The sequence below is a fragment of the Variovorax sp. 01N429 genome, assembly GCF_056399425.1.
This window is the reverse complement of the sequence record NZ_JBFTRG010000012.1, coordinates 60,361-81,723: the sequence shown is the minus strand read 5'-3', so window position 1 is coordinate 81,723 and position 21,363 is coordinate 60,361. Positions and strand designations below refer to the sequence as shown.

The 21,363-nt window shown below is 65.4% G+C and carries 21 protein-coding genes; 7 read left to right on the top strand and 14 right to left on the bottom strand.

Annotated elements, in window-relative coordinates:
• Positions 1-14 precede the first annotated feature (14 nt).
• The 3 genes from ttcA to AC1DSF_RS20985 are packed head-to-tail and all read right to left on the bottom strand — an operon-like array spanning position 15 to position 2,107.
• On the bottom strand, positions 15-923 hold the full coding sequence (gene ttcA, locus AC1DSF_RS20995; RefSeq protein ID WP_478126042.1) for a tRNA 2-thiocytidine(32) synthetase TtcA: 909 nt from the start codon (positions 921-923) through the stop codon (positions 15-17).
• Positions 924-1,313, bottom strand: coding sequence for a dihydroneopterin aldolase (locus AC1DSF_RS20990; protein WP_478126043.1), 390 nt, complete (start codon positions 1,311-1,313; stop codon positions 924-926).
• Positions 1,310-2,107, bottom strand: coding sequence for an SDR family oxidoreductase (locus tag AC1DSF_RS20985; protein WP_478126044.1), 798 nt, complete (start codon positions 2,105-2,107; stop codon positions 1,310-1,312). The genes AC1DSF_RS20990 and AC1DSF_RS20985 overlap by 4 nt, the downstream gene beginning before the upstream one ends.
• 98 nt (positions 2,108-2,205) lie before the next feature.
• Here AC1DSF_RS20985 and AC1DSF_RS20980 point away from each other — a divergent pair, with 98 nt between their 5' ends.
• From AC1DSF_RS20980 to AC1DSF_RS20960, 5 genes are all read left to right on the top strand, one after another.
• Complete coding sequence (locus AC1DSF_RS20980) at positions 2,206-3,222, top strand: class I SAM-dependent methyltransferase (protein WP_478183407.1); 1,017 nt, start codon at positions 2,206-2,208, stop codon at positions 3,220-3,222.
• 96 nt (positions 3,223-3,318) lie between these two features.
• A complete protein-coding gene (locus tag AC1DSF_RS20975) occupies positions 3,319-4,218 on the top strand; it encodes a TauD/TfdA dioxygenase family protein (RefSeq protein WP_478145454.1) in 900 nt (299 codons plus the stop codon).
• 60 nt (positions 4,219-4,278) lie between these two features.
• On the top strand, positions 4,279-5,061 hold the full coding sequence (hisN, locus tag AC1DSF_RS20970; RefSeq protein WP_478126046.1) for a histidinol-phosphatase: 783 nt from the start codon (positions 4,279-4,281) through the stop codon (positions 5,059-5,061).
• Positions 5,062-5,070: 9 nt separating this feature from the next.
• The gene (locus AC1DSF_RS20965) at positions 5,071-5,265 is read left to right on the top strand and encodes a DUF2905 domain-containing protein (protein WP_478126047.1); all 195 of its coding nucleotides are present in this window, start codon (positions 5,071-5,073) and stop codon (positions 5,263-5,265) included.
• A 4-nt stretch (positions 5,266-5,269) separates the two neighbouring features.
• Positions 5,270-6,196, top strand: coding sequence for an ROK family protein (locus tag AC1DSF_RS20960; protein WP_478183379.1), 927 nt, complete (start codon positions 5,270-5,272; stop codon positions 6,194-6,196).
• A gap of 35 nt (positions 6,197-6,231) precedes the next feature.
• Here AC1DSF_RS20960 and AC1DSF_RS20955 read toward each other — a convergent pair whose 3' ends face one another.
• The gene (locus AC1DSF_RS20955) at positions 6,232-7,698 is read right to left on the bottom strand and encodes an aminotransferase-like domain-containing protein (protein ID WP_478183378.1); all 1,467 of its coding nucleotides are present in this window, start codon (positions 7,696-7,698) and stop codon (positions 6,232-6,234) included.
• 191 nt (positions 7,699-7,889) lie between these two features.
• On the opposite strand from AC1DSF_RS20955, the gene AC1DSF_RS20950 reads away from it, so the two are divergent.
• Positions 7,890-8,240: a hypothetical protein gene (locus AC1DSF_RS20950; RefSeq protein ID WP_478126050.1), complete on the top strand. Its 351-nt coding sequence runs from the start codon at positions 7,890-7,892 to the stop codon at positions 8,238-8,240.
• Here the strand turns inward: AC1DSF_RS20950 and AC1DSF_RS20945 are convergent.
• The 8 genes from AC1DSF_RS20945 to AC1DSF_RS20910 form a co-directional block, all read right to left on the bottom strand.
• Positions 8,237-9,268, bottom strand: a complete 1,032-nt coding sequence (locus AC1DSF_RS20945) for a uroporphyrinogen decarboxylase family protein (protein ID WP_478126051.1) — start codon at positions 9,266-9,268, stop codon at positions 8,237-8,239. The genes AC1DSF_RS20950 and AC1DSF_RS20945 overlap by 4 nt on opposite strands.
• 45 nt (positions 9,269-9,313) lie before the next feature.
• Positions 9,314-10,018, bottom strand: a complete 705-nt coding sequence (locus AC1DSF_RS20940; RefSeq protein ID WP_478145458.1) for an ABC transporter ATP-binding protein — start codon at positions 10,016-10,018, stop codon at positions 9,314-9,316.
• Positions 10,011-11,759, bottom strand: a complete 1,749-nt coding sequence (locus tag AC1DSF_RS20935; RefSeq protein ID WP_478183377.1) for a branched-chain amino acid ABC transporter ATP-binding protein/permease — start codon at positions 11,757-11,759, stop codon at positions 10,011-10,013. Before AC1DSF_RS20935 ends, AC1DSF_RS20940 begins: the two co-directional genes overlap by 8 nt.
• 2 nt (positions 11,760-11,761) lie before the next feature.
• Positions 11,762-12,613: a branched-chain amino acid ABC transporter permease gene (locus AC1DSF_RS20930; RefSeq protein WP_478126054.1), complete on the bottom strand. Its 852-nt coding sequence runs from the start codon at positions 12,611-12,613 to the stop codon at positions 11,762-11,764.
• A 254-nt stretch (positions 12,614-12,867) separates the two neighbouring features.
• Positions 12,868-14,082, bottom strand: a complete 1,215-nt coding sequence (locus AC1DSF_RS20925; protein ID WP_478183376.1) for an amino acid ABC transporter substrate-binding protein — start codon at positions 14,080-14,082, stop codon at positions 12,868-12,870.
• Positions 14,079-15,233 (bottom strand): CaiB/BaiF CoA transferase family protein, encoded by a 1,155-nt coding sequence (locus tag AC1DSF_RS20920; protein ID WP_478145461.1) that lies wholly within the window; start codon positions 15,231-15,233, stop codon positions 14,079-14,081. Before AC1DSF_RS20920 ends, AC1DSF_RS20925 begins: the two co-directional genes overlap by 4 nt.
• Positions 15,230-16,036 carry a citryl-CoA lyase gene (locus tag AC1DSF_RS20915; protein WP_478183375.1) on the bottom strand — a complete coding sequence of 269 codons (807 nt, stop codon included), beginning with the start codon at positions 16,034-16,036 and terminating at the stop codon, positions 15,230-15,232. Before AC1DSF_RS20915 ends, AC1DSF_RS20920 begins: the two co-directional genes overlap by 4 nt.
• A 28-nt stretch (positions 16,037-16,064) precedes the next feature.
• Positions 16,065-16,952 carry a dioxygenase family protein gene (locus tag AC1DSF_RS20910; protein ID WP_478126058.1) on the bottom strand — a complete coding sequence of 296 codons (888 nt, stop codon included), beginning with the start codon at positions 16,950-16,952 and terminating at the stop codon, positions 16,065-16,067.
• A 131-nt stretch (positions 16,953-17,083) separates the two neighbouring features.
• Here AC1DSF_RS20910 and AC1DSF_RS20905 point away from each other — a divergent pair, with 131 nt between their 5' ends.
• Positions 17,084-18,031, top strand: coding sequence for a LysR substrate-binding domain-containing protein (locus AC1DSF_RS20905; RefSeq protein WP_478145462.1), 948 nt, complete (start codon positions 17,084-17,086; stop codon positions 18,029-18,031).
• Positions 18,032-18,063: 32 nt separating this feature from the next.
• On the opposite strand, the gene otsA is transcribed toward AC1DSF_RS20905, so the two are convergent.
• Positions 18,064-19,449 carry an alpha,alpha-trehalose-phosphate synthase (UDP-forming) gene (gene otsA / locus AC1DSF_RS20900; protein WP_478126060.1) on the bottom strand — a complete coding sequence of 462 codons (1,386 nt, stop codon included), beginning with the start codon at positions 19,447-19,449 and terminating at the stop codon, positions 18,064-18,066.
• A gap of 37 nt (positions 19,450-19,486) precedes the next feature.
• On the bottom strand, positions 19,487-21,328 hold the full coding sequence (locus AC1DSF_RS20895) for a glycoside hydrolase family 15 protein (RefSeq protein WP_478183406.1): 1,842 nt from the start codon (positions 21,326-21,328) through the stop codon (positions 19,487-19,489).
• Between the last annotated feature and the right edge of the window lie 35 nt (positions 21,329-21,363).

Below are 21,363 nucleotides of genomic sequence, written 5' to 3'. Positions count from 1 at the left end.
CACGCCTCCGGCCTTCAGATTTGGACGATGCGCAGCGGCGACTCGACTGGAAATTCGGGAGCATCGAAGGCCTTGTCTCCGTCGGCGTCGGGCACGCCTGTCGCCTTCAGACCTTTGAAGTCGAACGACGTTCCATCGAGCAGATGCGAGGGCACGACGTTCTGGAGAGCGCTGAACATGTTCTCGACGCGCCCCGGAAACTTGCGCTCCCATTCGCGCAGCATTTCGCCGACCTGCTTGCGCTGCAGGTTCTCCTGGCTGCCGCACAGCGTGCACGGAATGATCGGGAACGCGCGGTGCTGCGCCCAGCGAACCAGATCCTTTTCGGCCACGTAGGCCAGGGGCCGGATCACGATGTGCTTGCCGTCGTCGCTCACCAGCTTGGGGGGCATCGACTTGAGCTTTGCCGCAAAGAACATGTTGAGAAAGAAGGTCTGCAGCATGTCGTCACGGTGATGGCCCAGAGCCACCTTGGTGGCGCCAAGCTCGTCGGCCACGCGGTAGAGAATGCCGCGCCGCAGCCTGCTGCAAAGTCCGCAGGTCGTCTTGCCTTCAGGAATCACGCGCTTGACGATCGAATAGGTGTCCTGCTCTTCGATGTGAAAAGGAACCCCCAGCGCAGTCAGATAGCCGGGCAGCACATCCTCGGGAAATCCGGGCTGTTTCTGGTCGAGATTGACCGCGACGATGTCGAAGTGAATTGGCGCCCGTGCCTTCAGCTTGAGAAGAATGTCGAGCAGCCCATAGCTGTCCTTGCCGCCCGACACGCACACCATGACCTTGTCGCCCTCTTCGATCATGTTGTAGTCGACGATGGCGCGCCCCACTTCGCGGCAAAGGCGCTTTTCGAGCTTGTGCGTCTCGCGCTCGATCTTCAGGGTATTGGTGGACGAAGGGGTTTCGTCGATCCACACGGCACTCATCTACTTGCTCCTGAAAACTTCTACTCCGACTGCATCGCAATCGGGGTACACATCGGGTTTTGCCGTCGATACGCGCGCCGCATGCACTTTTGGATGCAGCAGCACTTGCGTCAGGATGTCGTCGCACAGCGTTTCCTGCAAGTGGATATGCCCCTTGCTCAGGCGCGTGGCGACGGTACGGCGGATGAAGTCGTAGTCGACGACTTCATCGAGTTCATCCTCTTTGGGCGTCGAGACATCGAGCGGCACGTACAGGTCGACATTGATGATCACGCGCTGCTCGGCGCGTTTCTCGAATTCGTGCACGCCGATGTTGATCCACACCTCGTAGTTGCGCAGGAAGACGCGTCTGCAGGTGAGCAACAGGGGATCGATGGCGACGTGAGTCATGGAGCAGGTGCTTTCAGAAGATCGTCGACGACAAACATGATGTCGCGCGGGAGCGGCACCAGGTGCTGGCCGTTGTCGACGCAAAGTGTGGTGCCGGTCACGCTGGGGGTGCCGGCAAGGAAGACGCAGGTTCGCGCGACGTCGGCAGGGTCGATGGGCCGGCGCATCAGATTGGCGCGCGAAGCCTTCTCGAAGTTGTCCCCCGTCTGCGCCCCGCTCATGAAGAGAATGCCCGGCGCGACGCCGCAGATACGCACCGTTGGCGCCAGCGACTGGGCCTGCAGCGCCACGGCGCGTTCAAGCGCTAGCTTCGACACTGTGTAAGAAAAGTAATCGGGATTCAGGTTGTAGACCTTCTGGTCCAGCACGTGAATGGTCGAACGGTCGATGCCGTCACCCGGCGTCGCGTTCTGCGCGAGAAGACGCGCAAACGAAAGCGGCGCGATCAGGTTCACGCCGATCTGGCGCATCGCGGCATCGGCATCGAAGTCGAGCCCGGTGTCGGGTTCGAAGGCCGACGCGTTGTTGACGATGCAAGCCAGCGGCACATCGGCCGAGACCTGGCCGATCAGCCCGCGGCGGCTTTCCTCGTTGCCGATGTCGGCTTCGATGGCTGTCGCGTCGTGGCCTTCGGCGCGCAGCCTCGCGCACAATGCCAGTGCCTCTTCGCGTGAAGCTCGGTATTGGCACCACACGCGCCAGCCCGCGCGCGCGAAAGCTTCGCAGACCGCAGCACCCAGCCGCTGGCCGCCGCCGGTCACGAGCACGCCCTGGCGTGGGGACGATTGAGCCATCCTGATAAATTTCCCGTATGAACCTGGAGCAGGGCGCCGGTCGCGCCACCCCTTTGACCCGGATTATCGATGCCGCGCTGCAGCGCGACGGCGGCTGGATGCCATTCGACCGCTTCATGGCACTGGCTTTGTATGCGCCCGGATGGGGCTACTACGCCAACGCGAGCCGCAAGTTCGGGCAGATGCCGACTTCAGGCAGCGACTTCGTGACAGCGCCCGAACTCACGCCACTCTTCGGCCGCACGGTGGCCGTGCAAGTGGCCGAAGCGCTCACCCGGACCGCCACCGATGAAGTGTGGGAATTCGGCGCCGGCTCGGGCGCCTTGGCGCTCCAGTTGCTCGGCGCGCTGGGCGATCGCGTGGCGCGCTATCGCATCGTCGACCTTTCGGGCACGCTGCGCGAGCGCCAGCAGGAGACCCTGGCCGCATATGGCGACAAGGTCGAATGGCTTTCCGAACTGCCCGAGACCATGCGCGGCGTAGTGGTGGGCAACGAAGTGCTCGACGCGATGCCGGTGCAATTGCTGGTGCGAATCGGCGGCGATTGGTTCGAGCGTGGCGTGGTGCGCGAAGGCGAAGGCTTCGCCTGGCAAGATCGCCCGACCGACCTGCGGCCACCCGTGGAGATCGAAGGCGATCACGACTATCTCACCGAGATCCATCCGCAAGCCGAAGCCTTCATCGCCACGCTCGCGGATCGCCTGAAGCAGGGTGCAGCCTTCTTCTTCGACTACGGCTTTCCGGAGCCGGAGTACTACCACCCGCAACGGCACATGGGCACAGTGATGTGCCATCTCGGTCATCAGGCCGATGGCAATCCGCTGGTCGACGTCGGCGCCAAGGACATCACCGCGCACGTCAACTTCACTTCTGTCGCGCTTGCGGGGCAGGAGGCGGGCTTCGAGGTGCTGGGTTATTGCAGCCAGGCGAGGTTCCTGTTGAACGCCGGCATCCTTCCCATGATGGAGCAGGCCACGCTGGCCGAGCGCAGCATGGCGGCGCGACTGATCCATGAGCACGAGATGGGCGAATTGTTCAAGGTGATCGGCTTCACGGCCGGGCCGCACTGGGATGCGCTGGGCTTTGCCGAAGGGGATCGCACGCACACCCTGTAACCCACCCTGTAGTCCATAAGCTAGAAACCAACTGTTGGTTGGAAATCCGCCGCGGGCGGCCTACATTGTCTGGATGCCACGATTGGATCTGTCTGAATGACTGCAGTTGCCTCCCCTGAAGCCGACGCCAGAAATGCGCCGCCACAGCCCTTCGAAGTGCGGCGTTTCGATGCGCCCGTGGGCGCCGAAATCGTCGGCCTCGATATTTCCAAGCCGATCAACGATGAGGACTTCGCGCGCATTCACCGCGCGCACCTCGATCACCACGTCCTCGTCTTCCGCGATCAGCCGATCACGCCTGCGGAGCACGTGGCTTTCAGCCGTCGCTTCGGGCCGCTGGAAATCCATGTGCTGCACCAGTTCCATCTGCAAGGGCATCCCGAAATCCTGATCGTCTCGAACATCAAGGAAAACGGCGAGCCCATCGGACTGGGCGACGCAGGGGCCTATTGGCATTCCGACATCTCCTACAAACCGCGCCCGAGCCTCGGGTCGCTGCTGCACGCGCAGGAATTGCCGAGCGAGGGTGGCGACACTCTCTTCGCCGATCAGCACCTGGCGTGGGAAGCGCTCGACCCGGCGCTGCAGAAGCGGCTCCTGCCCTTGAAGGCGGAGCACAGCTACCTCGCCAAGTACGAAGAACTGCGCGCGAAAAATCCGTGGCGGCCAAAGCTGTCGCAGGCGCAGATCGATCAGGTCGCCCCTGCCGTGCAGCCCGTGGTTCGTACGCATCCGGAAACCGGCCGGAAGGCGCTCTTTGTCAGCGAGCACTTCACGACGCGCATCGTCGGCATTCCGCAAGCAGAGAGCGATGCGTTGCTGGCGGAGTTGTTCGCGCACAGCGTGAAGCCCGAATTCGTCTACCGCCATCAGTGGGCGCCGCACGATCTCGTGTTCTGGGACAACCGCTCGCTGATGCATCTGGCTGCCGGAACGCCCGACGCGTTGCGGCGCAAGCTCTACCGGACGACGATCGAGGGTGATCAGCCTTTCTGACGCTGTCTTAGGTTCTGGCTCGGTTCAGGTGCGGGATCGGCTCGGTTCTAATCGGCCCTCATGAGCTCCAATTTTTCTACGGCGGACGATTTGCGCGTCGCCCATGCGCTGGCGGACGCCGCGGCGGCGCATTCGCTGCGCCTTTTTCGCACACCGCTCGACATCATCGCGAAAGCCGATGAAAGCCCGGTCACACAGGCCGACCGCGCGGCCGAGACGGCGATGCGCGACATCCTCGGCGCCGAACGGCCGGCCGATGGCATCCTCGGCGAAGAGCACGGCCGCGAGCGGCTGGAAGCGGATCGCGTCTGGGTGCTGGACCCGATCGACGGCACACGCAGCTTCATTACCGGGTCGCCGCTCTGGGGCACGTTGATCGCGCTGGTGCGCGGCGGGCAGGTCGAGCTGGGAATGGTCGACATGCCGGTGCTTGGCGAGCGCTGGGTGGGCCAGGCAGGCGTTGGTGCCAACCGCAATGGACGGGCGGTGCGCGCGCGGGATTGCAAGTCCGTAGCGGAGGCTCGCATCGTCACCACGTCGCCCGACATCTTCAATGCAGCGGACTGGCAAGCCTTCGACAAGCTGAGCCGCCAGTGCGCGATGCGGCGCTTCGGCGGCGACTGCTATGGCTACGCGCAGCTCGCGGGCGGCACGGTCGACCTGGTGGTCGAAACCGGCCTGCAGCCCTATGACTATCTGGGCCCAACCGGACTCATCCAGGCGGCCGGCGGCACGGTGACTGACTGGGAAGGGCGGCCGCTCGGCCTGCAATCCGACGGGCGCGTGATCGCCGCAGCAACCCCGGAACTTCACCGACAGGCATTGGCCCTGCTTGCGGCCTAAACTCAGCCGATGATTCGCTGGCTGATCGTCGTCGTTCTCGCGCTCGTTCTGATGAGCGGGCTGACTGAATGGCTGCGCCGCTTCGGCTTCGGACGGCTGCCCGGCGATTTCGAGTTCCGTGCCTTTGGACGCGAATGGCAGTTGCCAATCGCCAGCACGGTCGTTCTCAGCATGATTGCGGCGTTGATCGCACGATGGATTTGAATCGATGAAAGCCTGCGTCGATATCGGCGGAACCAAGATGGCGGTGAGCCTTTCGGCGACGGGCGCCCCGCCGCTAATCGGCCGCCGCAGCGAGCCCACTGCCAAGACTGGCAACAACGATGCCGTCGCCCTGCAGATCATCCGGCTGATCGAAGAAGCATGCGCCGAGCAAGGGATCGATCCCGCTTCCATCGAGCGTGTCGGCGTTTCGTCGGCAGGCCCCTTCGAGCTGAAAGACGGCCTGGTCGAGTTGGCGTCGCCCAATATCTGCGGCGGCATCGCCGGCCCTGCGCGCGGACTGCCGAACGACTGGATGACCGCGCTGCTGGAGGCTCCGCTGCGCCGGCGCTTTGCACGCGTCCGTGTCGAGAACGACGCTGTCGCGGCGCTCGAAGCCGAGCGACGCTGGGGCGCGCTGCAGGGGTTCGATCATTGCGCCTACGTCACGTGGAGCACCGGCATCGGCGTTGGGCTTTGCGTCGACGGAACCGTGCTGCGCGGCAAGAACGGCAATGCGGGGCATGCGGGCCACAGCTTTGTCGTCAGCGACGACACCAATGCACTGTGCGGCTGCGGCAATGTCGGCGACGTGGAGGGATTGAGCGCTGGCAACGCGATCGCACGGCGTTTCGGCCGGTCCGCGCCCGAGCTGTTCGCGGCCGCCATGAGCGGCGACGCACAGGCGATTGCCACGGCGGACGGCTTGTGTCGCGTCATGGGGCGCATGCTCTACAACCTGATCGCCACCTTGGATCTCGAACGCATCAGCCTGGGCGGCGGTGTGTTCTGGAGCAACCGGGATTTCCTGTTGCCGCGATTGCAGGCGGAGATCGACGGCAAGCTCGTCGCCTTGACGCGAGGCGCGGTGCTGATGCCGGCGGGGCTGGGCGAAATCGTGGGCGACTACGGCGCGCTGGCGCTGGTTGCTTGAGGCATTCAGCGCGGCACAGGGACTCGACGGCCAAGTCACGCCGCCATCCGCGGCTTTGCGCTCTGCTCGACACACTCGCCAGCGATCTCGCCCAGCCGGCGCAGTCCTGCAGCGATGGTCTCATCGAAGGGCCATCCGCAGTTGATGCGCAGGTAGTGATCGAAGCGGGACGAGTTCGAGAACAGCGTCCCGGGCGCCACCAGGATGCGTTCGCGCAATGCGGCATCGAACACCTCCATGGACGAAAGGCGGCCGGGCAGTTCCACCCAGAGCTGAAGACCGCCGGGCGGGTAGTTGAGCCGGGTACCGGACGGGAAATGCGCGGCGATTGCATCCGCTGCCTGCTCGCGCTGTACCTTGAGCCTGTCGCGCAGCCGCCGCAGGTGCCGGTCGTAGGCGCCAGTGCCCATGTACTCGCCCGCCGCCCATTGCGACAGTTCCTCGTTGCTGCGCGTCTGCGTGTACTTGAGCATCTCCACACGGCCGTGCCAGCGGCCCGCCGAGATCCAGCCCAGCCGCATGCCCGGTGCCAGGATCTTGTGCAGCGATGCGCAATGGATAACGTTGCCGCTGTGGTCCCATGACTTGATCGCGCGCGGCGGAACGTCCGCGTCGAGCAGTTCGCTGTAGGAGTCGTCCTCGATGAGCGCGACTGCACGTTGTTCGCAAAGCGCGACCAGGCGTTGCTTGTGCAGGTCGGGCATCACACTGCCCAACGGGTTCTGCAGATGGGGCACGACCACCACCGCCTTGATGTTGCCGTAGGTGTCGAGCGCCATTTCCAGGGCTTCGATGGAGATGCCGGTCTGCGGACTCGTTGGAATCTCGACCGCGCGCATGCCGAGGCTTTCGAGCACTTGCAGCAAGCCATAGAAGGTCGGCGACTCGACCGCGATGGTGTCGCCGGGCTGGGCCACCGCGCGCAGCGCGAGATTCAACGCTTCGATGCAGCCGTTGGTGACCATCACGTCGTCGGGCGCCAAGGTCATGCCAACGCGCAATCCGCGCCGGGCTGCCACCTCGCGCAACGGTGTGCGGCTGCGTGAAGGTGCGGCGGTGGTGAGCAGGGCCGGACGCTGGCGAAGCAGCCGCATCATCGTCGTGCGAAGCGCTTGCGCGGGATAGAGCTCGGGCGCACCGCGTGCCGTCGAAAAGTCGATCCGCACTTCGCCCTGTCGCCTGCGGGTGACGAAGTCGGAGACCTTCGCATGGATACCGACGTACTGCGCCGGGTTGGGCGGGTCGTTCGCGGCCGGCTCCTCCATCGCAGCGATGGCGAGCCGGCGCGGACGCCGGACGAAGTAGCCGGAGCGATCGCGCGCCTCGACCCAGCCTTCGCTTTCCATGGCCCGGCAGAGCTGGAGTGCCGTGGAAAGACTGATGTCGTGAAGCCGCATCAGGCTGCGCAGCGACGGCAGCTTGTCGCCCGGCTCCAGAGAGCCTGCGCGAATGGCTTCCACGTAGTGGGAGGCGAGCTTGCGGTAGAGCGGTGGCGATTCCATGGCTTCGATCCTCGCGTGGGCCGGGACCGGAAAACAGATGCAGATTCCGGGGAAATCGACCATAACAGATGGGTCGCCGGCCCCTCTGTTCCGCCTCGGAAGTCACGGTGCTGTGCCTGTTTTGTTGAGAGGCGGCTGCCTACGATGAAGGCACCAGATCGGTTCTCCAGCATTCTCCAGAAAGGTATCCGATGTCCGTCCTGTCCACCACGTCCAGCGAGCTTTCCGAGGTCAGCAGTCTTCAAGCGGGCCAGAGTCTGCGTGTGGCCGTTGACGCTGGCTTTACGTTGTTTGTCGCGCAAGGTTCCGTGCGCGTGACGTCTCCGCCCGCGTGGTTCGGCGAAGCGGTGTTCAGCACGAAGACGATGCTGGAAGAGGGGGAGGCCCACGTGGTCGAACGCGGCGGCTGGATCGAAGTTTCCGCAATGTCCGCGGCGCAAGTGCGTGGCTTGCCACGCGCGGCGCGCGATCCTCAAGCGACGGCCTCGCGTGTCGCTCGGCTGGTGCAATTCCTCACAGGCGATGTGGCCTGGCGCAGCTAGGCCGCCGAGGCGTACTCCTCGCGCAGCACCTTGGCGGCCGACACCATCGCGCGAAGCTTGGCCTTGGCCACCTCGCGCGGCAGGTATTTCATGCCGCAGTCGGGTGCCAGGATGACGTTCTCCGGCTTGATGTAAGGCAGCGCGCGCCGAATGCGCCCGGCAATCGTCTCCACGGATTCGACGTTCGGGTCGGACAGATCAATGCACCCGACCATCACGCGTTTTCCATCCAGTTGCTGCAGCACCGAACAGTCCAGGTTCGACTGCGCGGTCTCGATCGAGACCTGCCGGCAACTGCACTGGGCCAGTTCGGGCAGAAACGAATACCCGCTCGGACGCTCGTGAATGATTGCCGCGTAGCCGAAGCAGATATGCACTGCGGTCGTTCCGGTGATTCCCTCCAGCGCGCGGTTCAGCGCCCTCAGCCCATACTGCCGCGCCTTCTCGGGGCGGGCCTGCATGTACGGTTCGTCAATCTGGACGACGTCGGCGCCCGCGGCGAACAGATCGCGGATCTCGGCGTTGACCGCGGCGGCGTAGTCCATGGCCGCTTCTTCTTCGCTCGCATAGTGATCGTTCTGCGCTTGCTGCAACATGGTGAACGGGCCGGGGACGGTGATCTTCACCTGGCGGTTGGTGTGAGCTCGCAAGAACTTCAAATCGTCTACTTCGACGGCATGTCGGCGCACGATCTTGCCGACGATGCGCGGCACCGGGTTCGGATGGCCTGATCGGTCCAGCGCGGAACCCGGGTTGTCGAGGTCCACACCGTCGAGCGCCGTGGCGAAGCGGTTGGAATAACTTTCGCGCCGGATCTCGCCGTCGCTGACGATGTCCAGTCCGGCTTCTTCCTGCGCGCGGATCGCGATCAGCGTCGCGTCGTTCTGTGCTTCCTCGAGGTACTGCGGCGGAATTCGCCAGAGTTCACGCGCTCTCACACGCGGCGGAAAGCGGCCGGCCAGCTTCGCGCGGTCGATCAGCCAGTCGGGCTGCGGAAAACTGCCGACGATGGTGGTGGGGAACAGCATGGTTTCGCTCCAGGGTGGAAATTGAAGTTCGAACGATCCGGCGGCTCAGACCCCCAGGTAGGCACGCCTGATCTCAGGCCGGGCCAGCAGTTCCTGCGGCTCGCCCTCGGCCACGACGCGGCCTTCTTCGAGCACGTAAGCACGGTGCGACACCTCCAGCGCCATCGTGACGTTCTGCTCGACGAGCAGTACCGCCATGCCGCCCGCATTGATTCGCCGGATGGCGGCGAACATGTCGTGCACGATGCGCGGTGACAGGCCCAGCGAGGGCTCGTCGAGCAGCAGCAGGCGTGGGCGCGCCATCAACGCCCGGGCGATCGCGACCATCTGCTGCTGTCCGCCGGACAATTCGCCAGCCGGGGTTGCCAGCTTCTCGCGGATCACGGGGAACAGCGCCATCACCTGCTCCAGCGTGTCGCGCCGCTGCGCCTTGGCGTGGTGCAGGTAGCTGCCGAGCTCGAGGTTCTCCAGCACGCTCATGCCGGCAAAGAGCCGCCGCCCCTCGGGCACCAGCGCGATGCCGGCTTCGCAGAAGCGATGCGGCGGCAGTCGCGTGATGTCGCGCCCGTCGAGGCCGATGCTGCCGCCGCTTGCGCGCAGCATTCCCGCGATGGTGTTGATCAGCGTCGTCTTGCCGGCGCCGTTGGGGCCAACCACGCACAGCAGTTCGCCGGGCCGCACGTCGATCGAGACACCCCACAGCGCAGGCGCTGCGCCATAGGCCACCTGGAGATCGCGGACTTCAAGCATGGGCTGTCCCCAGATAGGCGGTCATCACCTCGGTGCGCTGCATCACGTCGGTTGCCGCGCCTTCAGCGAGCAGTTCACCGTGATTGAACACCACGATGCGGTCGGCCAGCGCCATCACCGCGCGCATCACGTGCTCGACAAAGACGATGCTCGATCCCTGGTCGCGGATGCGCCGGATCAGCATCACCGCGTCGTCAATCTCGCTCGGCGTAAGCCCGCACAGCACTTCATCGAGCAGCACCAGCCGCGGGCGCGAGGCCAGCGCGCGTGCGAGTTCGAGGAACTTGCGCTGATGCAGATTGAGGTCGTCCGGCAGCGCGGCGGCCCGGTCCTGCAGACCGGTGAATTCGAGCCAGGTCATTGCCTGCTTGCGCGCGCCGTCCGGATCGCGGACCGCCCCGCCGAACATCGTGGCGATCGCCACGTTCTGCAGCACGCTGAGGTGCGCGAACGGCCGGGGGATCTGGTAAGTGCGCGCAATGCCGCTGGCGGCTATGCGGTGCGCAGGCAGGCCGTTCAGGCGGTGGCCTTCGAAGAAGATCTCGCCGCCGCTGGGCGTGTAGTGGCCGCTGACGACGTTGATGAAGGTCGACTTGCCGGAGCCGTTCGGACCAAGCAGTCCGAGGATTTCGCCGCGCCGCACGTCGACGTTGACACCGGTGAGCGCACGCACACCCTTGAACGATTTGCTCAGGCCCCGCACGCGCAGCAGCAGATCGCCTTGTCCTGCGATCACCGCGGCGGGTCGAACAGGCGTCTCCACCGATGCGGGCGCCGTGTGGGTCGCGGGCGGCGTGACGGGCTGCGCCGGCCGCCACAAGCGGCGCACGCGCTCCAGAATGCCTTCCGGCATGAACAGGATGGCAGCGATCAGGATGATCCCGATCAGCGCCTTGCCCGCCACCGCATGATCGGCCGCCGTGAAGCTGTAGAGCAGAGCGGTGATGACCACCGCTCCGATCGCAGGACCGGCCCAGTGGCGCGTGCCGCCGAGTACGCTCATCAGCACCACTGTCAGCGGCACCGCGATGGTGAAGACCTCGCCGGCCGTCACGTAGGAGAGGAACAGCGCGTGAATGCCGCCGGCCACGCCGGCCAGCGCGCAGGAGATGGCCAGCGCGAGCAATTTGTAGCGGTAGGTCGGCACGCCCATCACTTCGGCGGCATCTTCATCGTCGTGGATCGCGAACAGGCCCGCGCCGAACTTCGACACCTGGATGCCCCAGGCGATCAGCAGCGTGCCCACGGCGGCTGCCAGCGCGAGCAGGTAGAAAGTCGAGGATTGGGTCGGACCGATCTCCGGTACAGGCACCGCACTGAGCGGCACGCCCGAGCCGCCGTCCAGCGGCGTGTTGATGACGATGGTGCCGATGACGAAGGTGATCGCCAGCGTGAGCAGTGCGAAGAGTTCGCCGCGCACGCCCCGGACGCGGAACACGACCGCGCCGAGCGCCACGCCGAGCAGGGCCGCGACCAGCGCCGCCGCCGGCAGCGTCCACAGGAAGGGCCAGTCGTAGCGTGCCATCAGCGTGGCGCTCGTATAGATGCCGGCACCGAAGAACGCGCCATGCCCGAACGAGAAGTAGCCTGAATAGCCCGACAGAATGTTCCACGAGGTCGCCAGCACGATCCAGTGCAGCATCAGGTAGAGCAGCGAGTCGTAGAACGCAGGCAGGCCCAGTTGCGGCACGAAGGCCAGCGCAGCGCCGGCCAGCAGGATGAGCACGGGGGTGCGTCTCATCGTCAGGTGGTCTTTCCGGGGCGGAAGACGAGGATCACGATCAGCAGCGTGAAGGACACAATCGGCGCCCATGAAGGCGCGGTGATCGCCATCGTGATGGCTTCGCTGACACCGATCAGCGTGCCGGCGATCAGCGGCCCCAGGGCGCTCCCCAGCCCGCCCAGCATCACGGCCGCGAACACCACCCCGACCCAGGCGTACATCTGGGACGGCGCGAGCGTGAAGCTCAGCGCCAGGCACACGCCAGCCACGCTGGCGAGCGCGGCGCATGTTCCGGCCAGCAAGAGACCGAGCGCCTTTTCGTTAATGCCGAAGGCCGCCGCCACGGGCGCGTCTTGCGCGGCGGCGCGCATGGCCTTGCCCAGATCGGTGAAACGCAGCACGGCCCACACCGCGAACGCGAGCCCGACCGCCAGCAGAAGCGTGATGAACTCCGGCACCGGCACGAACAGCTCGCCGACCTTGAACTTCTGTTGCGCGTAGCTCGATTCGAGCTTGCGGAAATCGGCAGTCCAGATGGCCTGGATCAAACTCTCGACGATGCCCATCAACCCGAAGGTGAGCAGCAGCGAGTTGAAGGGCGTGACAGCGAAGCGGGCCATCACCCAATGCAATCCCGCGCCCAGCCCGAAGAAGGCCGGCACGATGACCACGAGCGTCAGCAAGGGGTCCATGCCCATCGTCGCCAGCTGATAGCAGAGGTACGCGGCCATGAACGCGAACGCGAAGTGCGCGAGATTGATCAGCCGCAGCAATCCCCAGCTCAAGCTCAGTCCCAGGCCCATCAACCCGTACAGCGCCCCGACGAAGACCCCGGAGAGAATCGACTGGGACAGCAATGACAAGCTAGGCATCAGCTGCTCCACCGCATTTCGCGCGACCCGCAAGAMGTGAACCCGGCGCAGCCCCATGTCGAAAACACCGCGGAACCGGCTTTGCCGGGCCGCTGGTGTTGCCCCCGGCAGGGGGTGGAGAGCGACACGAAGTGCGCGAGCCTGGGGGTGAGCAACAGGAACACCGCGGAACCGGCTTTGCCGGGCCGCTGGTGTTGCCCCCGGCAGGGGGTGGAGAGCGACACGAAGTGCGCGAGCCTGGGGGCGAGCTTCATCTACGGCGCTAGCAGCTTCGCGCTGCCTGCAGTGACCTCTTTCGGCCAGACCACCACCCACTTCCCATCCTGGATCTGCTTGATGCGCATCAGGTCGTCGCCGAAGTTGCCGACGCCGTCGAAGCGCAGCTTGCCTTGCAGCGTATCGACCTTGTGCGTCTTCAGGTAGTTGGCGATGGCCTTGTCGTCCAGGCTCTTGGTGTTGACGACGCCGGCCTCCAGAATCTGCCATGCCGTGTATGAAGCGGCTGCCTGCGTTTCGACCGAGGTGTCGGTGAAGCCGGCCTTGGCGGCGCGCTCGTGATAGAGCTTGATGAACTCGGCAGCACCGAGGTTGCTCGTGAAGGGCGGCTGCTCCTCGAAGATCGTGGCCGACAGCGCGTTCTTCGCGTCCGGCGATGCGAGCAATGGACCGGGCGCGGGGTAGAGATAGAAGTGCTGCGGCGGCACATAGTCGATCTTCTTCATCGCATCCAGCAGCAGATTGCCTTCCAGGCCGATGGCGCCGACCCAGACGAAGTCGGGCTTGGCATCCTTCACCCGGTTGGCGATGGGGCCGAAGTCGCGGTTGCCGAAGTCCCATTCGAGGAACAGCACTTCAGTGAGACCGCGCTTCTTGAGCACTTCCCGCGCGCCCGCGCTCATGAACTGAATCGACGGGAACTTGCTGGTCACTACCGCCACCGTCTTCGGCGGCTTGGATGATGCGGCGAGGGCATCGAAGAGCGTATTGGGCACCGTGTTCGCTGGGTCCGAGCCGATCGACCAGGCTGGGAACTGCATGTCGTACTTGGCCAGTGACGGAATTCCCAGCGTGTGATGCACCAGCACCTTGTTGTAGCGCTGGGCCACGCCCATCGCCGAGAGGATTGCGCCCGTGGCGTAAGGACCCATGAGAAGGTCGACCTTGTCGGCCGTGACGAGTTGCTCGTACAGCGTGCGCGCGAGGTCGGGCTTGGACTGGTCGTCCTTCACCACCCATTCGACCGGCCGGCCGAGCAGGCCGCCGCGCTTGTTCAGCTGCTCGACATAGATCTCGCCCACGACCTTGTGGATCTGCGCCGTGGCCGAAAGCGGTCCGGTGAGCGCCAGCGTGCTGCCGATGCGGATCGGCGGGCCGGACGGCGTCTGCGCCAATGCGATGCCTGCCGCGGCGAGCGCGATGGCCGCCACCGCGCTGCGCCGTCCGATGCCTTCGAAAGTCTGCGTCTTCATGGTTCTTGTCTCCTGATGGTTCGCCCCAGGGCGGCGCGAATCTCTTCGTTGTGTTCGCCAAGCGTCGGTGGCGGGCGCACTTCGAGCGCGCGCTCACCATCGAAGCTGACCGGCGATCGCACCGTGCGAAACAGGCCCATCACGGGGTGTTCGGCAGAGGTCATCAGTTGGAGGTGCTTCGCTTGCGGGTCTTCGAGCGCCTCGCTGGTGTCGTACATCGGCGCATGGGGCACGTCCTCATGCGCCAATCGGCGGCACCACTCGTCGCGCGGCCGTGCGCGAAAACGTTCGCCCAGCAACTGGATCAGCTGCTCCTGGTTCTCGATGCGCGCCTCGCGAGTCGCGAAGCGCTCGTCCTCGAAAAGGCGGGGATGCTCGATCGCGACCGCGAGCCCGCGCCAGAACTTCTCCGGCGAGGACATGTGCAGCGCGATCCACTTGTCGTCGGCGCAGCGCAGCACGTACGACTGCGAAACGCGGGGTCGGCTGTAGGGCCCCATCACTTCGTCCACCTGGAAGAAATGCGTGAAGGCGTCGAGGTTGAAATGCGCCATCGCCTCCAGCATCGAGACCTCGACCTTGCGGCCGAGCCCCGTCCTGCTTCGTTCGAAGAGAGCGCCCAGCACGCCGTAGGCCGCATAGAAGCCGGTCAACGAATCCGCAATGGCCGGACCCACGACGCGCGGGTTCTCGGGGTTGATCAGCAGATTGAGGAAGCCGCTCGCGGCCTGCGCCACGGTGTCGTAAGCGGGCCGGTCGGCCGCGGGTCCGGTGGCGCCGAAGCCGCTGATCGAGCAGTAGATGAGTCTCGGATTGAGCGCGCGCAAGCGCTCGGCGCCCACGCCGAGCTTCTCTGCCACACCGGGCCGGAAGTTCTGGATATAGACATCTGCCTGGGCGATCAGCGCGTCCAACACTTCGAGGTCCGCGGCGTCCTTGGGGTCCAGCGTGATGCTGCGCTTGTTGCGGTTGTAGGTCTGGTAGTGCGGACTGTAGAGCCCATCCTTGAAGGCGCGGAACGGGTCCCCCGTCTTGGGCTGCTCCACCTTGATGACGTCGGCACCGAGGTCGCCGAGCAGCATGCCCGCTGCCGGCCCCGTGATGAAGGTGCCTTGCTCGATGACCTTGAGGCCTTTCAGGACAGGGATCATTCGTGGGGTCCGAAGTGGGCGGGCAGCGCGCCTTCGTAGACCGCTTCGCGCGACGCTTGGTATGAGAGCGCGAAGCCGATGGGCTGCCGCATCTCCTCGAACATGTGCGCGATCAACCCGGCCGTGCGCGCGAGGATCGGCACGCCCTTGAGTGCCTCCACCGGAAAACCCGCGCCAAGAAGCACGGCCGGAATCGCGCCCGACACGTTGAGCTTGAGCGGCCGGTCCAGCACCTCGGGCATCAGTGCCTCGACGGCGGTCGCGATCTCGGCGAAGCGCAGGTCGGTGCCCGCCGCCCTGGCCGCGGCGAACAGGGCATCGACGCGCGCGTCGCGTTTCTTGTGCAGCGGATGACCGTAACCGGGGATGGGTCTGCCGGCTTCGCGCCAGGCCTGCGCCACCGTCAGCGCCGCCGCCCGCAACGGCTGCCCCGCGCTCACCAGGGCATCGATTTCGCTATACAGGCGACCGGCCGTCTCGGAGGAACCCAGCACGACCGACCCGCAGCCCAGGATGCCCGCCGCCACAGCGCCCTGCATCGCGTCGGGCGCGGCAGCGAAAGTCATGCGCGCGGCCTGCACGCTGGGCACCAGGCCGTGCTCGGTGATCGCGACCAGTGCGGCATTCAGCACCGCGGCTTCTCCGGCCGAAGCGCGCCTGCCGGTCAGCAGCAGAAAGAAATGATCGACGAAGGAAATCTTGCCGATCAGTTCGCGGGACAGATCCATCCCGCGGACGACGATGGTGTGGGCGTCGGACGTGGAGATGGAAGTGCGTGGCACGGTGGCCTTGCCGATCTTCATGCGATTCCTTGCAGAGTCCGGATGGAGGTCACGCGGCAGCGGGCGCGAGACGCACGTCGAAGCTCGCCGAGTGGTAGGGCACGTGCATTTCGCGGCCATCAACAGCCTTGCCGGGCGCATGCGTCTCGAAGTCCACGACGAGGCTGTCACGCTTGCCGAAGACTGCATCCGCGTCGATGTACGGGCTGCCGCCGACGAACAACTGCGTCGTCACCGTCACATAGCCCGGCGCCGAAACCTGCAGGTGGAGATGGCCTGGCCGGTAGATGCTGCGCTCGGTCGCCCGCATCATGTCGCCCACCGGCCCGTCGTCCGGTATCGGATAGAACGAAGGCCGGATCGACCAGAACCAGTAGCGCCCTTGTTCGTCCGTGCGGAAGCGGCCTCGCGCTTTCATCGAGGGTTCGCTGCTCAGTTGCACGTCGTACTTGCCATGTCCGTCGCCCGACCAGACGTCAAGCAGCGCACCGGCCAGCGGCTTTCCGTCCACGTCGGTGACCCGGCCCATGTAGAAGGTGGGCTCGCCGCGAACGCCCTCGGCGATGTCGCTGCCCAGTGGCAGGTCGGGCGCGCCCGGCCAGTAGAAGGGGCCTTCGACCGTGCCTTCGGTTGGTTCGGCCGGGCCCTTGGCGCCTCCGCTTGCGCGCGACTGTGCCAGCGCGACCACCATCATCGACAGGCCCAGCGTGTCCGAGAGCAGGATGAATTCCGGCCGCTTCTCGGTCGAGATCTGCCCCGTCGCGTTCAGGAAATTCAGACCCGCGAGCCATTCCTCCGGCTGCAGGTCGACCTCCCGCGCAAAGGCATGGACATGCTTGACCAGCGCCGTCATGAGCTGGCGCAGGCGCGGATCCGGCGTCTTGGCGAAAGCCTCGACGACGTCGCGCGTGATCGCGTCCTGGTTGTATTCCGACATGGCTTGTCTCCGGGTTGCGCGCCGTGGTCCGGCGTCGATTCGGATCGGACGATAGGGCTCGGACACGAACCCCGCAAATGGTGAATTTGCATCGATATCATCGATGCCATCGATCATTCGTGGGGGTTTCCATGGAGATGAGGCATCTGCGGTACTTCGTCGCGCTGAGCGATTGCCTGAGCTTCACGCGGGCGGCCGAGCGGGTACACGTCACCCAGTCGACCTTGTCGCACCAGATTCGGCAGCTCGAAGAAGAGCTCGGGCAGCCTCTGTTCGAGCGCATCGGCAAGAAGGTGGTGACCACCGAAGCCGGGGAATTGCTGCGCGGCTTCGCTGCGCGTGCGCTGCGGGAGGTCGACCAGGGCGTGGCGCTACTCAAGCCCGGCGCTGGCAACCTGACTGGCAGGGTTCGCATCGGCGCGACGCACACCTTCAACATCGGCCTGATTCCCGAGTGCGTGTCACTGTTCCTGGCGCGTCATCCCACGGTGCGCATCAGCGTCGAAGAGTTGTCGGCCGAGGTGATCTGCGGTCGGCTTCAGGCGGGCGAACTCGATCTCGGCATCGCCTACCGGCCCGAAGACCCGAGCGACCTGTGGTTCGAACCGCTCTACAACGAGGAGATGGTGTTCGTCGTGTCGAACAATCATCCGCTAGCCGGCCGCAAGCGCATTCGCATGGTGGAACTGCACCGGCAGGACCTGGTGCTCATCTCCACGTCTTTTTCCACCCGGACCATGCTGGACGAATGCTTCATGGCCTGCGGCGCGGAGCCCACGGTCGTCGCGGAGATGTCGACCGTCGCGCCGATGCTCGCGCTCGTGGCGCGCACGCAAATCGGATCGATCGTCGCCATCAATGCCGTGCCCGAAGGCATGCCGGGGTTGACCGTGATCCCGCTGGAAAGCCCCACGCCGACGCGAACGCCCGGCATTCTTTGGCGGCTGGGTGAGAACAAGCCCGTGTTCGTCCAGTCCTTTGCGGTGATCTTGCGAAAGACCGCGCTAGGGAACAGCTTGCGGCGTGACGTGCCGGCGCCGCGGCATCGGGAGAAGCGGGTTGGGGGACCGCAGAAATAGTCGCGAGATCTGGCGGACCTGGCGGTGCCTGCCTACCGAACACTCTCCGCCGCACGCAGCGCATTCATGAACCCTTCCCGCCACCAATGCACATCCTGCTCTCGCACACGCGCCAGCAGCTTCTGGTGCCGCTCGCGGCGCTCTTCCAGCGGCATTTGAAGCGCCTGCTGCACGGTCTCGGCCGTGCCGTGGGTGTCATAGGGATTGACGAGCAGCGCTTCCTTGAGTTGTTCGGCCGCGCCCGCAAAGCGCGACAGGACAAGCACGCCCGGGTCGGCCGGGTCCTGCGCTGCGATGTATTCCTTCGCGACGAGGTTCATGCCGTCGCGAAGCGGCGTGACGAGGCCGACAGCCGCAGCGCGGCACAAGCCTGGGACGCGTTTGCGCGCAACCATGCGATGGATGTATCGCACGGGCATCCAGTCCAGTTCGCCGAAGTCGCCGTTGATGGCGCCGCACAAGGTTTCGAGTTCGCGCCGGATGTCGGCATAGGCATCGACCGTCTCTCGCGTCGGTGACGCGATCTGGATCAGCGTCGCGCTTCGGCGGTTCTCGGGGTAGTTGGACAGCAGCTCGCGAAACGAGCGCACGCGCTGCGGAATGCCTTTGGAGTAGTCGAGCCGGTCGATGCCCAGCAGCAGCCGGCGGGTCGAATACTCGCGCTTCATGGTCTCGTACATGTCGCGCGATTCCTTGGCGTGCGTGAGCGCGGCGAACTCGTTGACGTCGATGCCGATCGGGAACGCGTCGCAGCGCACGGTCTGGCCGTAGGCGCGATAGAGGTGATTGCCCAGGAGCTCGCCATGCGCCTCGTTTTGCACGTAATGCTCGAAGTGCTGGACGTCCTGCTGGGCCTGGAAGCCGATGAGGTCGTAGGCAAAGAGCGAGCGCATCAGCCACTCGTGCTGCGGGATGGCCGCGATGATGATCTGCGGCGGCAGGGGGATGTGCAGGAAGAATCCGATGCGCTGCCTGCAACCCATTGCGCGAAGCTCGGCTGCAAGGGGGATCAGGTGGTAGTCATGCACCCAGATGATGTCGTCGCTTCGCAGCAGCGGCATCAGCTTGCGTGCGAAGAGCTGGTTGACGCGCCGGTAGCCGCCGATGAAGCCGGCTTCGAAGTGCGCGAGGTCGAGGCGATCGTGGAACACGGGCCACAGCACGTCGTTGCTGTAGCCGAGGTAGTAGCTGTCGTGGTCGTCGCGACTCAGGTCGATGGTGGCCAAGGTGACCTTGCCCGCCTGCTGCCGATGGAGTTCGCCCTCGCCGGTCGGGCCGTCCTCGATGACCGAGCCGCTCCAGCCGAACCACAGGCCGCCGCTTTGCTGAAGGCTCTCCCCGAGCGCCACTGCCAGGCCGCCAGCGGCGGGTTTGCGCGGGTCCGCTACGCGATTGGAGACCACGACCAGCCGGCTCACGAGTTGGCCCCTGCGTTCGACACTGTCGTGTCCTTGCTCATATGCATGTGTCCCAAGGCGCGGACAGTCTCACCGCGGCGTTGATGATCCCGACCATCGAATAGGTCTGCGGAAAGTTGCCCCACATCTCGCCCGTCACCGGGTGCGTGTCTTCGGAGAGCAGCCCGAGCGGGTTGCGTGCGGCCAGCATGGTCTCGAAGATCTGCCGCGCCTCGGCCTTGCGGCCGATCTTGGCGAGCGCATCGATGCGCCAGAAGGTGCAGATGTTGAAGGCGGTCTCGGGCTTGCCGAAGTCGTCCGCCGCTTCATACCGGCGCATGTAGGGGCCGTCGCAAAGTGACTTCTCCATGGCTTCGACGGTGGAGATGAAGCGCGGGTCTCGAGCGTCGATGAGGCCGACTTCGACCATCAGCAGGATGCTCGCATCGAGCTCATGGCCGCCGAAGCTCTCGGCGAAGGCCTTGCGCTCTTCGCACCACGACTTGGCGAGGATTTCTTCCCGCATGCGCGACGAATGGCCGTGCCAGTACGCCGCACGTTCCGGAAGACCGAGCGCGCGGGCGATCTTGGCGAGCCGGTCGCATGCCGCCCAACTCATCAGCGCCGAACTGGTGTGCACGCGAGCGCGCGTTCGCAATTCCCACATGCCGGCATCCGGCGTGCCATAGACGCGGACCGCCTGCTCGCCGATCGCCTCGAGGTACGGAAACTCGGCCACGCCGCCGCGGCTCAAGAGGCGGTGGTCATGAAAGGCCTGCGCTGCGCCGAGCACGATGTTGCCGTACACATCGTGCTGAAAGTGCTCCTGCGCCTGGTTGCCGACGCGGACCGGCCCCATACCTCGATAGCCGCTCAGGCCGTTGACGAATGATTCGGGAAGCTCACGCTCGAGCCCGATGCCGTAGAGCGGCTGGATGTGCTCGCCGCGCGAGCCGATCACGACGTTCGAGAGCCAGCGCAGGTAGTCTTCCATCGTGCCGACTTCAGAGAGGCTGTTGAGCGCGCGCACGACGAAGAAGGCGTCGCGCAGCCAGCAGTAGCGATAGTCCCAGTTGCGCTCGCTGCCGGGCGCTTCGGGGATGCTGGTGGTCATCGCGGCAACGATGGCGCCCGTGTCTTCATAGAGCGACAGCTTCAGCGTGATGGCGGCGCGGATCACCGCATCCTGGTATTCGAACGGAATCGCGAGCCGTTTGCTCCAGGTGCGCCAGTAGGCGATGGTTTCCTGCTCGAAGTGCCGTGCCGTGTCGGCAATGCCGTCGGTCAGCGTTTCGTCGGCGCCCAGCACGAAGTTGTGCTCGCGTGACAGCACGAAGGGCTGCCCCGCAAGAATGTGCGAGACGGATGCGTCGGTGTTCAGCCGCAGCGTGAAATCAGGTCCGACATAGCGGATGTGGTTGCTGCCTCGCGTGATGGTCGGCGCCATCGTGCCCCACTGAAAACGCGGCGCCAGCGTGACGCGGATGCGCGGCGTGCCGATGATGGGCCTGACTCTGCGCACCATCGTGAGCGGCCTGAAGTAGCGCGAGCGGCTGTGAAAGCGCGGCGCCAGGTCCGTGATCTCGATGCCCTGGCCTGCGGAATCGAACAGCTGGGTGCGCAGCACCGCCGTGTTCGGCTCGTACCACTGCTTGGACGACGCAAAGTCCTCGAGCTCGATGGCCCAGGCGCCGGCGTTATCGCCCAGGTCCAGCAGCGCGTTGAAGACCGGGTCGCCATCGAAGCGGGGGAGGCAGCACCACACCACGCGCCCGCGTTCGTCGATCAACGCGCTGTATGCGCAATTGCCGATCACGCCGACGTTGAGCGAAGGTTCGGCCGGCGGCCCGAAGCCCGTGCGCGCGGACAGCCCGGCCAGCGCTTCCGGATGCTCCGGCATCTTGTTGCTCGCGCCGGCCGCGCCGGCAAGCGCCT

Bases quoted from the DNA above. Each gene is read 5' to 3' on its own strand.
- AC1DSF_RS20960 (WP_478183379.1), top strand. From the start codon at position 5,270: ATGAAAGCCTGCGTCGATATCGGCGGAACCAAGATGGCGGTGAGCCTT.
- AC1DSF_RS20925 (WP_478183376.1), bottom strand. From the start codon at position 14,082: ATGAAGACGCAGACTTTCGAAGGCATCGGACGGCGCAGCGCGGTGGCG.
- AC1DSF_RS20980 (WP_478183407.1), top strand. From the start codon at position 2,206: ATGCCATTCGACCGCTTCATGGCACTGGCTTTGTATGCGCCCGGATGG.
- AC1DSF_RS20985 (WP_478126044.1), bottom strand. From the start codon at position 2,107: ATGGCTCAATCGTCCCCACGCCAGGGCGTGCTCGTGACCGGCGGCGGC.
- AC1DSF_RS20990 (WP_478126043.1), bottom strand. From the start codon at position 1,313: ATGACTCACGTCGCCATCGATCCCCTGTTGCTCACCTGCAGACGCGTC.
- AC1DSF_RS20915 (WP_478183375.1), bottom strand. From the start codon at position 16,036: ATGAAGATCGGCAAGGCCACCGTGCCACGCACTTCCATCTCCACGTCC.
- AC1DSF_RS20940 (WP_478145458.1), bottom strand. From the start codon at position 10,018: ATGCTTGAAGTCCGCGATCTCCAGGTGGCCTATGGCGCAGCGCCTGCG.
- AC1DSF_RS20955 (WP_478183378.1), bottom strand. From the start codon at position 7,698: ATGGAATCGCCACCGCTCTACCGCAAGCTCGCCTCCCACTACGTGGAA.
- AC1DSF_RS20945 (WP_478126051.1), bottom strand. From the start codon at position 9,268: ATGCTGTTCCCCACCACCATCGTCGGCAGTTTTCCGCAGCCCGACTGG.
- AC1DSF_RS20905 (WP_478145462.1), top strand. From the start codon at position 17,084: ATGGAGATGAGGCATCTGCGGTACTTCGTCGCGCTGAGCGATTGCCTG.
- AC1DSF_RS20895 (WP_478183406.1), bottom strand. From the start codon at position 21,328: ATGCCGGAGCATCCGGAAGCGCTGGCCGGGCTGTCCGCGCGCACGGGC.
- hisN (WP_478126046.1), top strand. From the start codon at position 4,279: ATGAGCTCCAATTTTTCTACGGCGGACGATTTGCGCGTCGCCCATGCG.
- AC1DSF_RS20965 (WP_478126047.1), top strand. From the start codon at position 5,071: ATGATTCGCTGGCTGATCGTCGTCGTTCTCGCGCTCGTTCTGATGAGC.
- AC1DSF_RS20930 (WP_478126054.1), bottom strand. From the start codon at position 12,613: ATGCCTAGCTTGTCATTGCTGTCCCAGTCGATTCTCTCCGGGGTCTTC.
- AC1DSF_RS20935 (WP_478183377.1), bottom strand. From the start codon at position 11,759: ATGAGACGCACCCCCGTGCTCATCCTGCTGGCCGGCGCTGCGCTGGCC.
- ttcA (WP_478126042.1), bottom strand. From the start codon at position 923: ATGAGTGCCGTGTGGATCGACGAAACCCCTTCGTCCACCAATACCCTG.
- AC1DSF_RS20950 (WP_478126050.1), top strand. From the start codon at position 7,890: ATGTCCGTCCTGTCCACCACGTCCAGCGAGCTTTCCGAGGTCAGCAGT.
- AC1DSF_RS20910 (WP_478126058.1), bottom strand. From the start codon at position 16,952: ATGTCGGAATACAACCAGGACGCGATCACGCGCGACGTCGTCGAGGCT.
- AC1DSF_RS20975 (WP_478145454.1), top strand. From the start codon at position 3,319: ATGACTGCAGTTGCCTCCCCTGAAGCCGACGCCAGAAATGCGCCGCCA.
- AC1DSF_RS20920 (WP_478145461.1), bottom strand. From the start codon at position 15,233: ATGATCCCTGTCCTGAAAGGCCTCAAGGTCATCGAGCAAGGCACCTTC.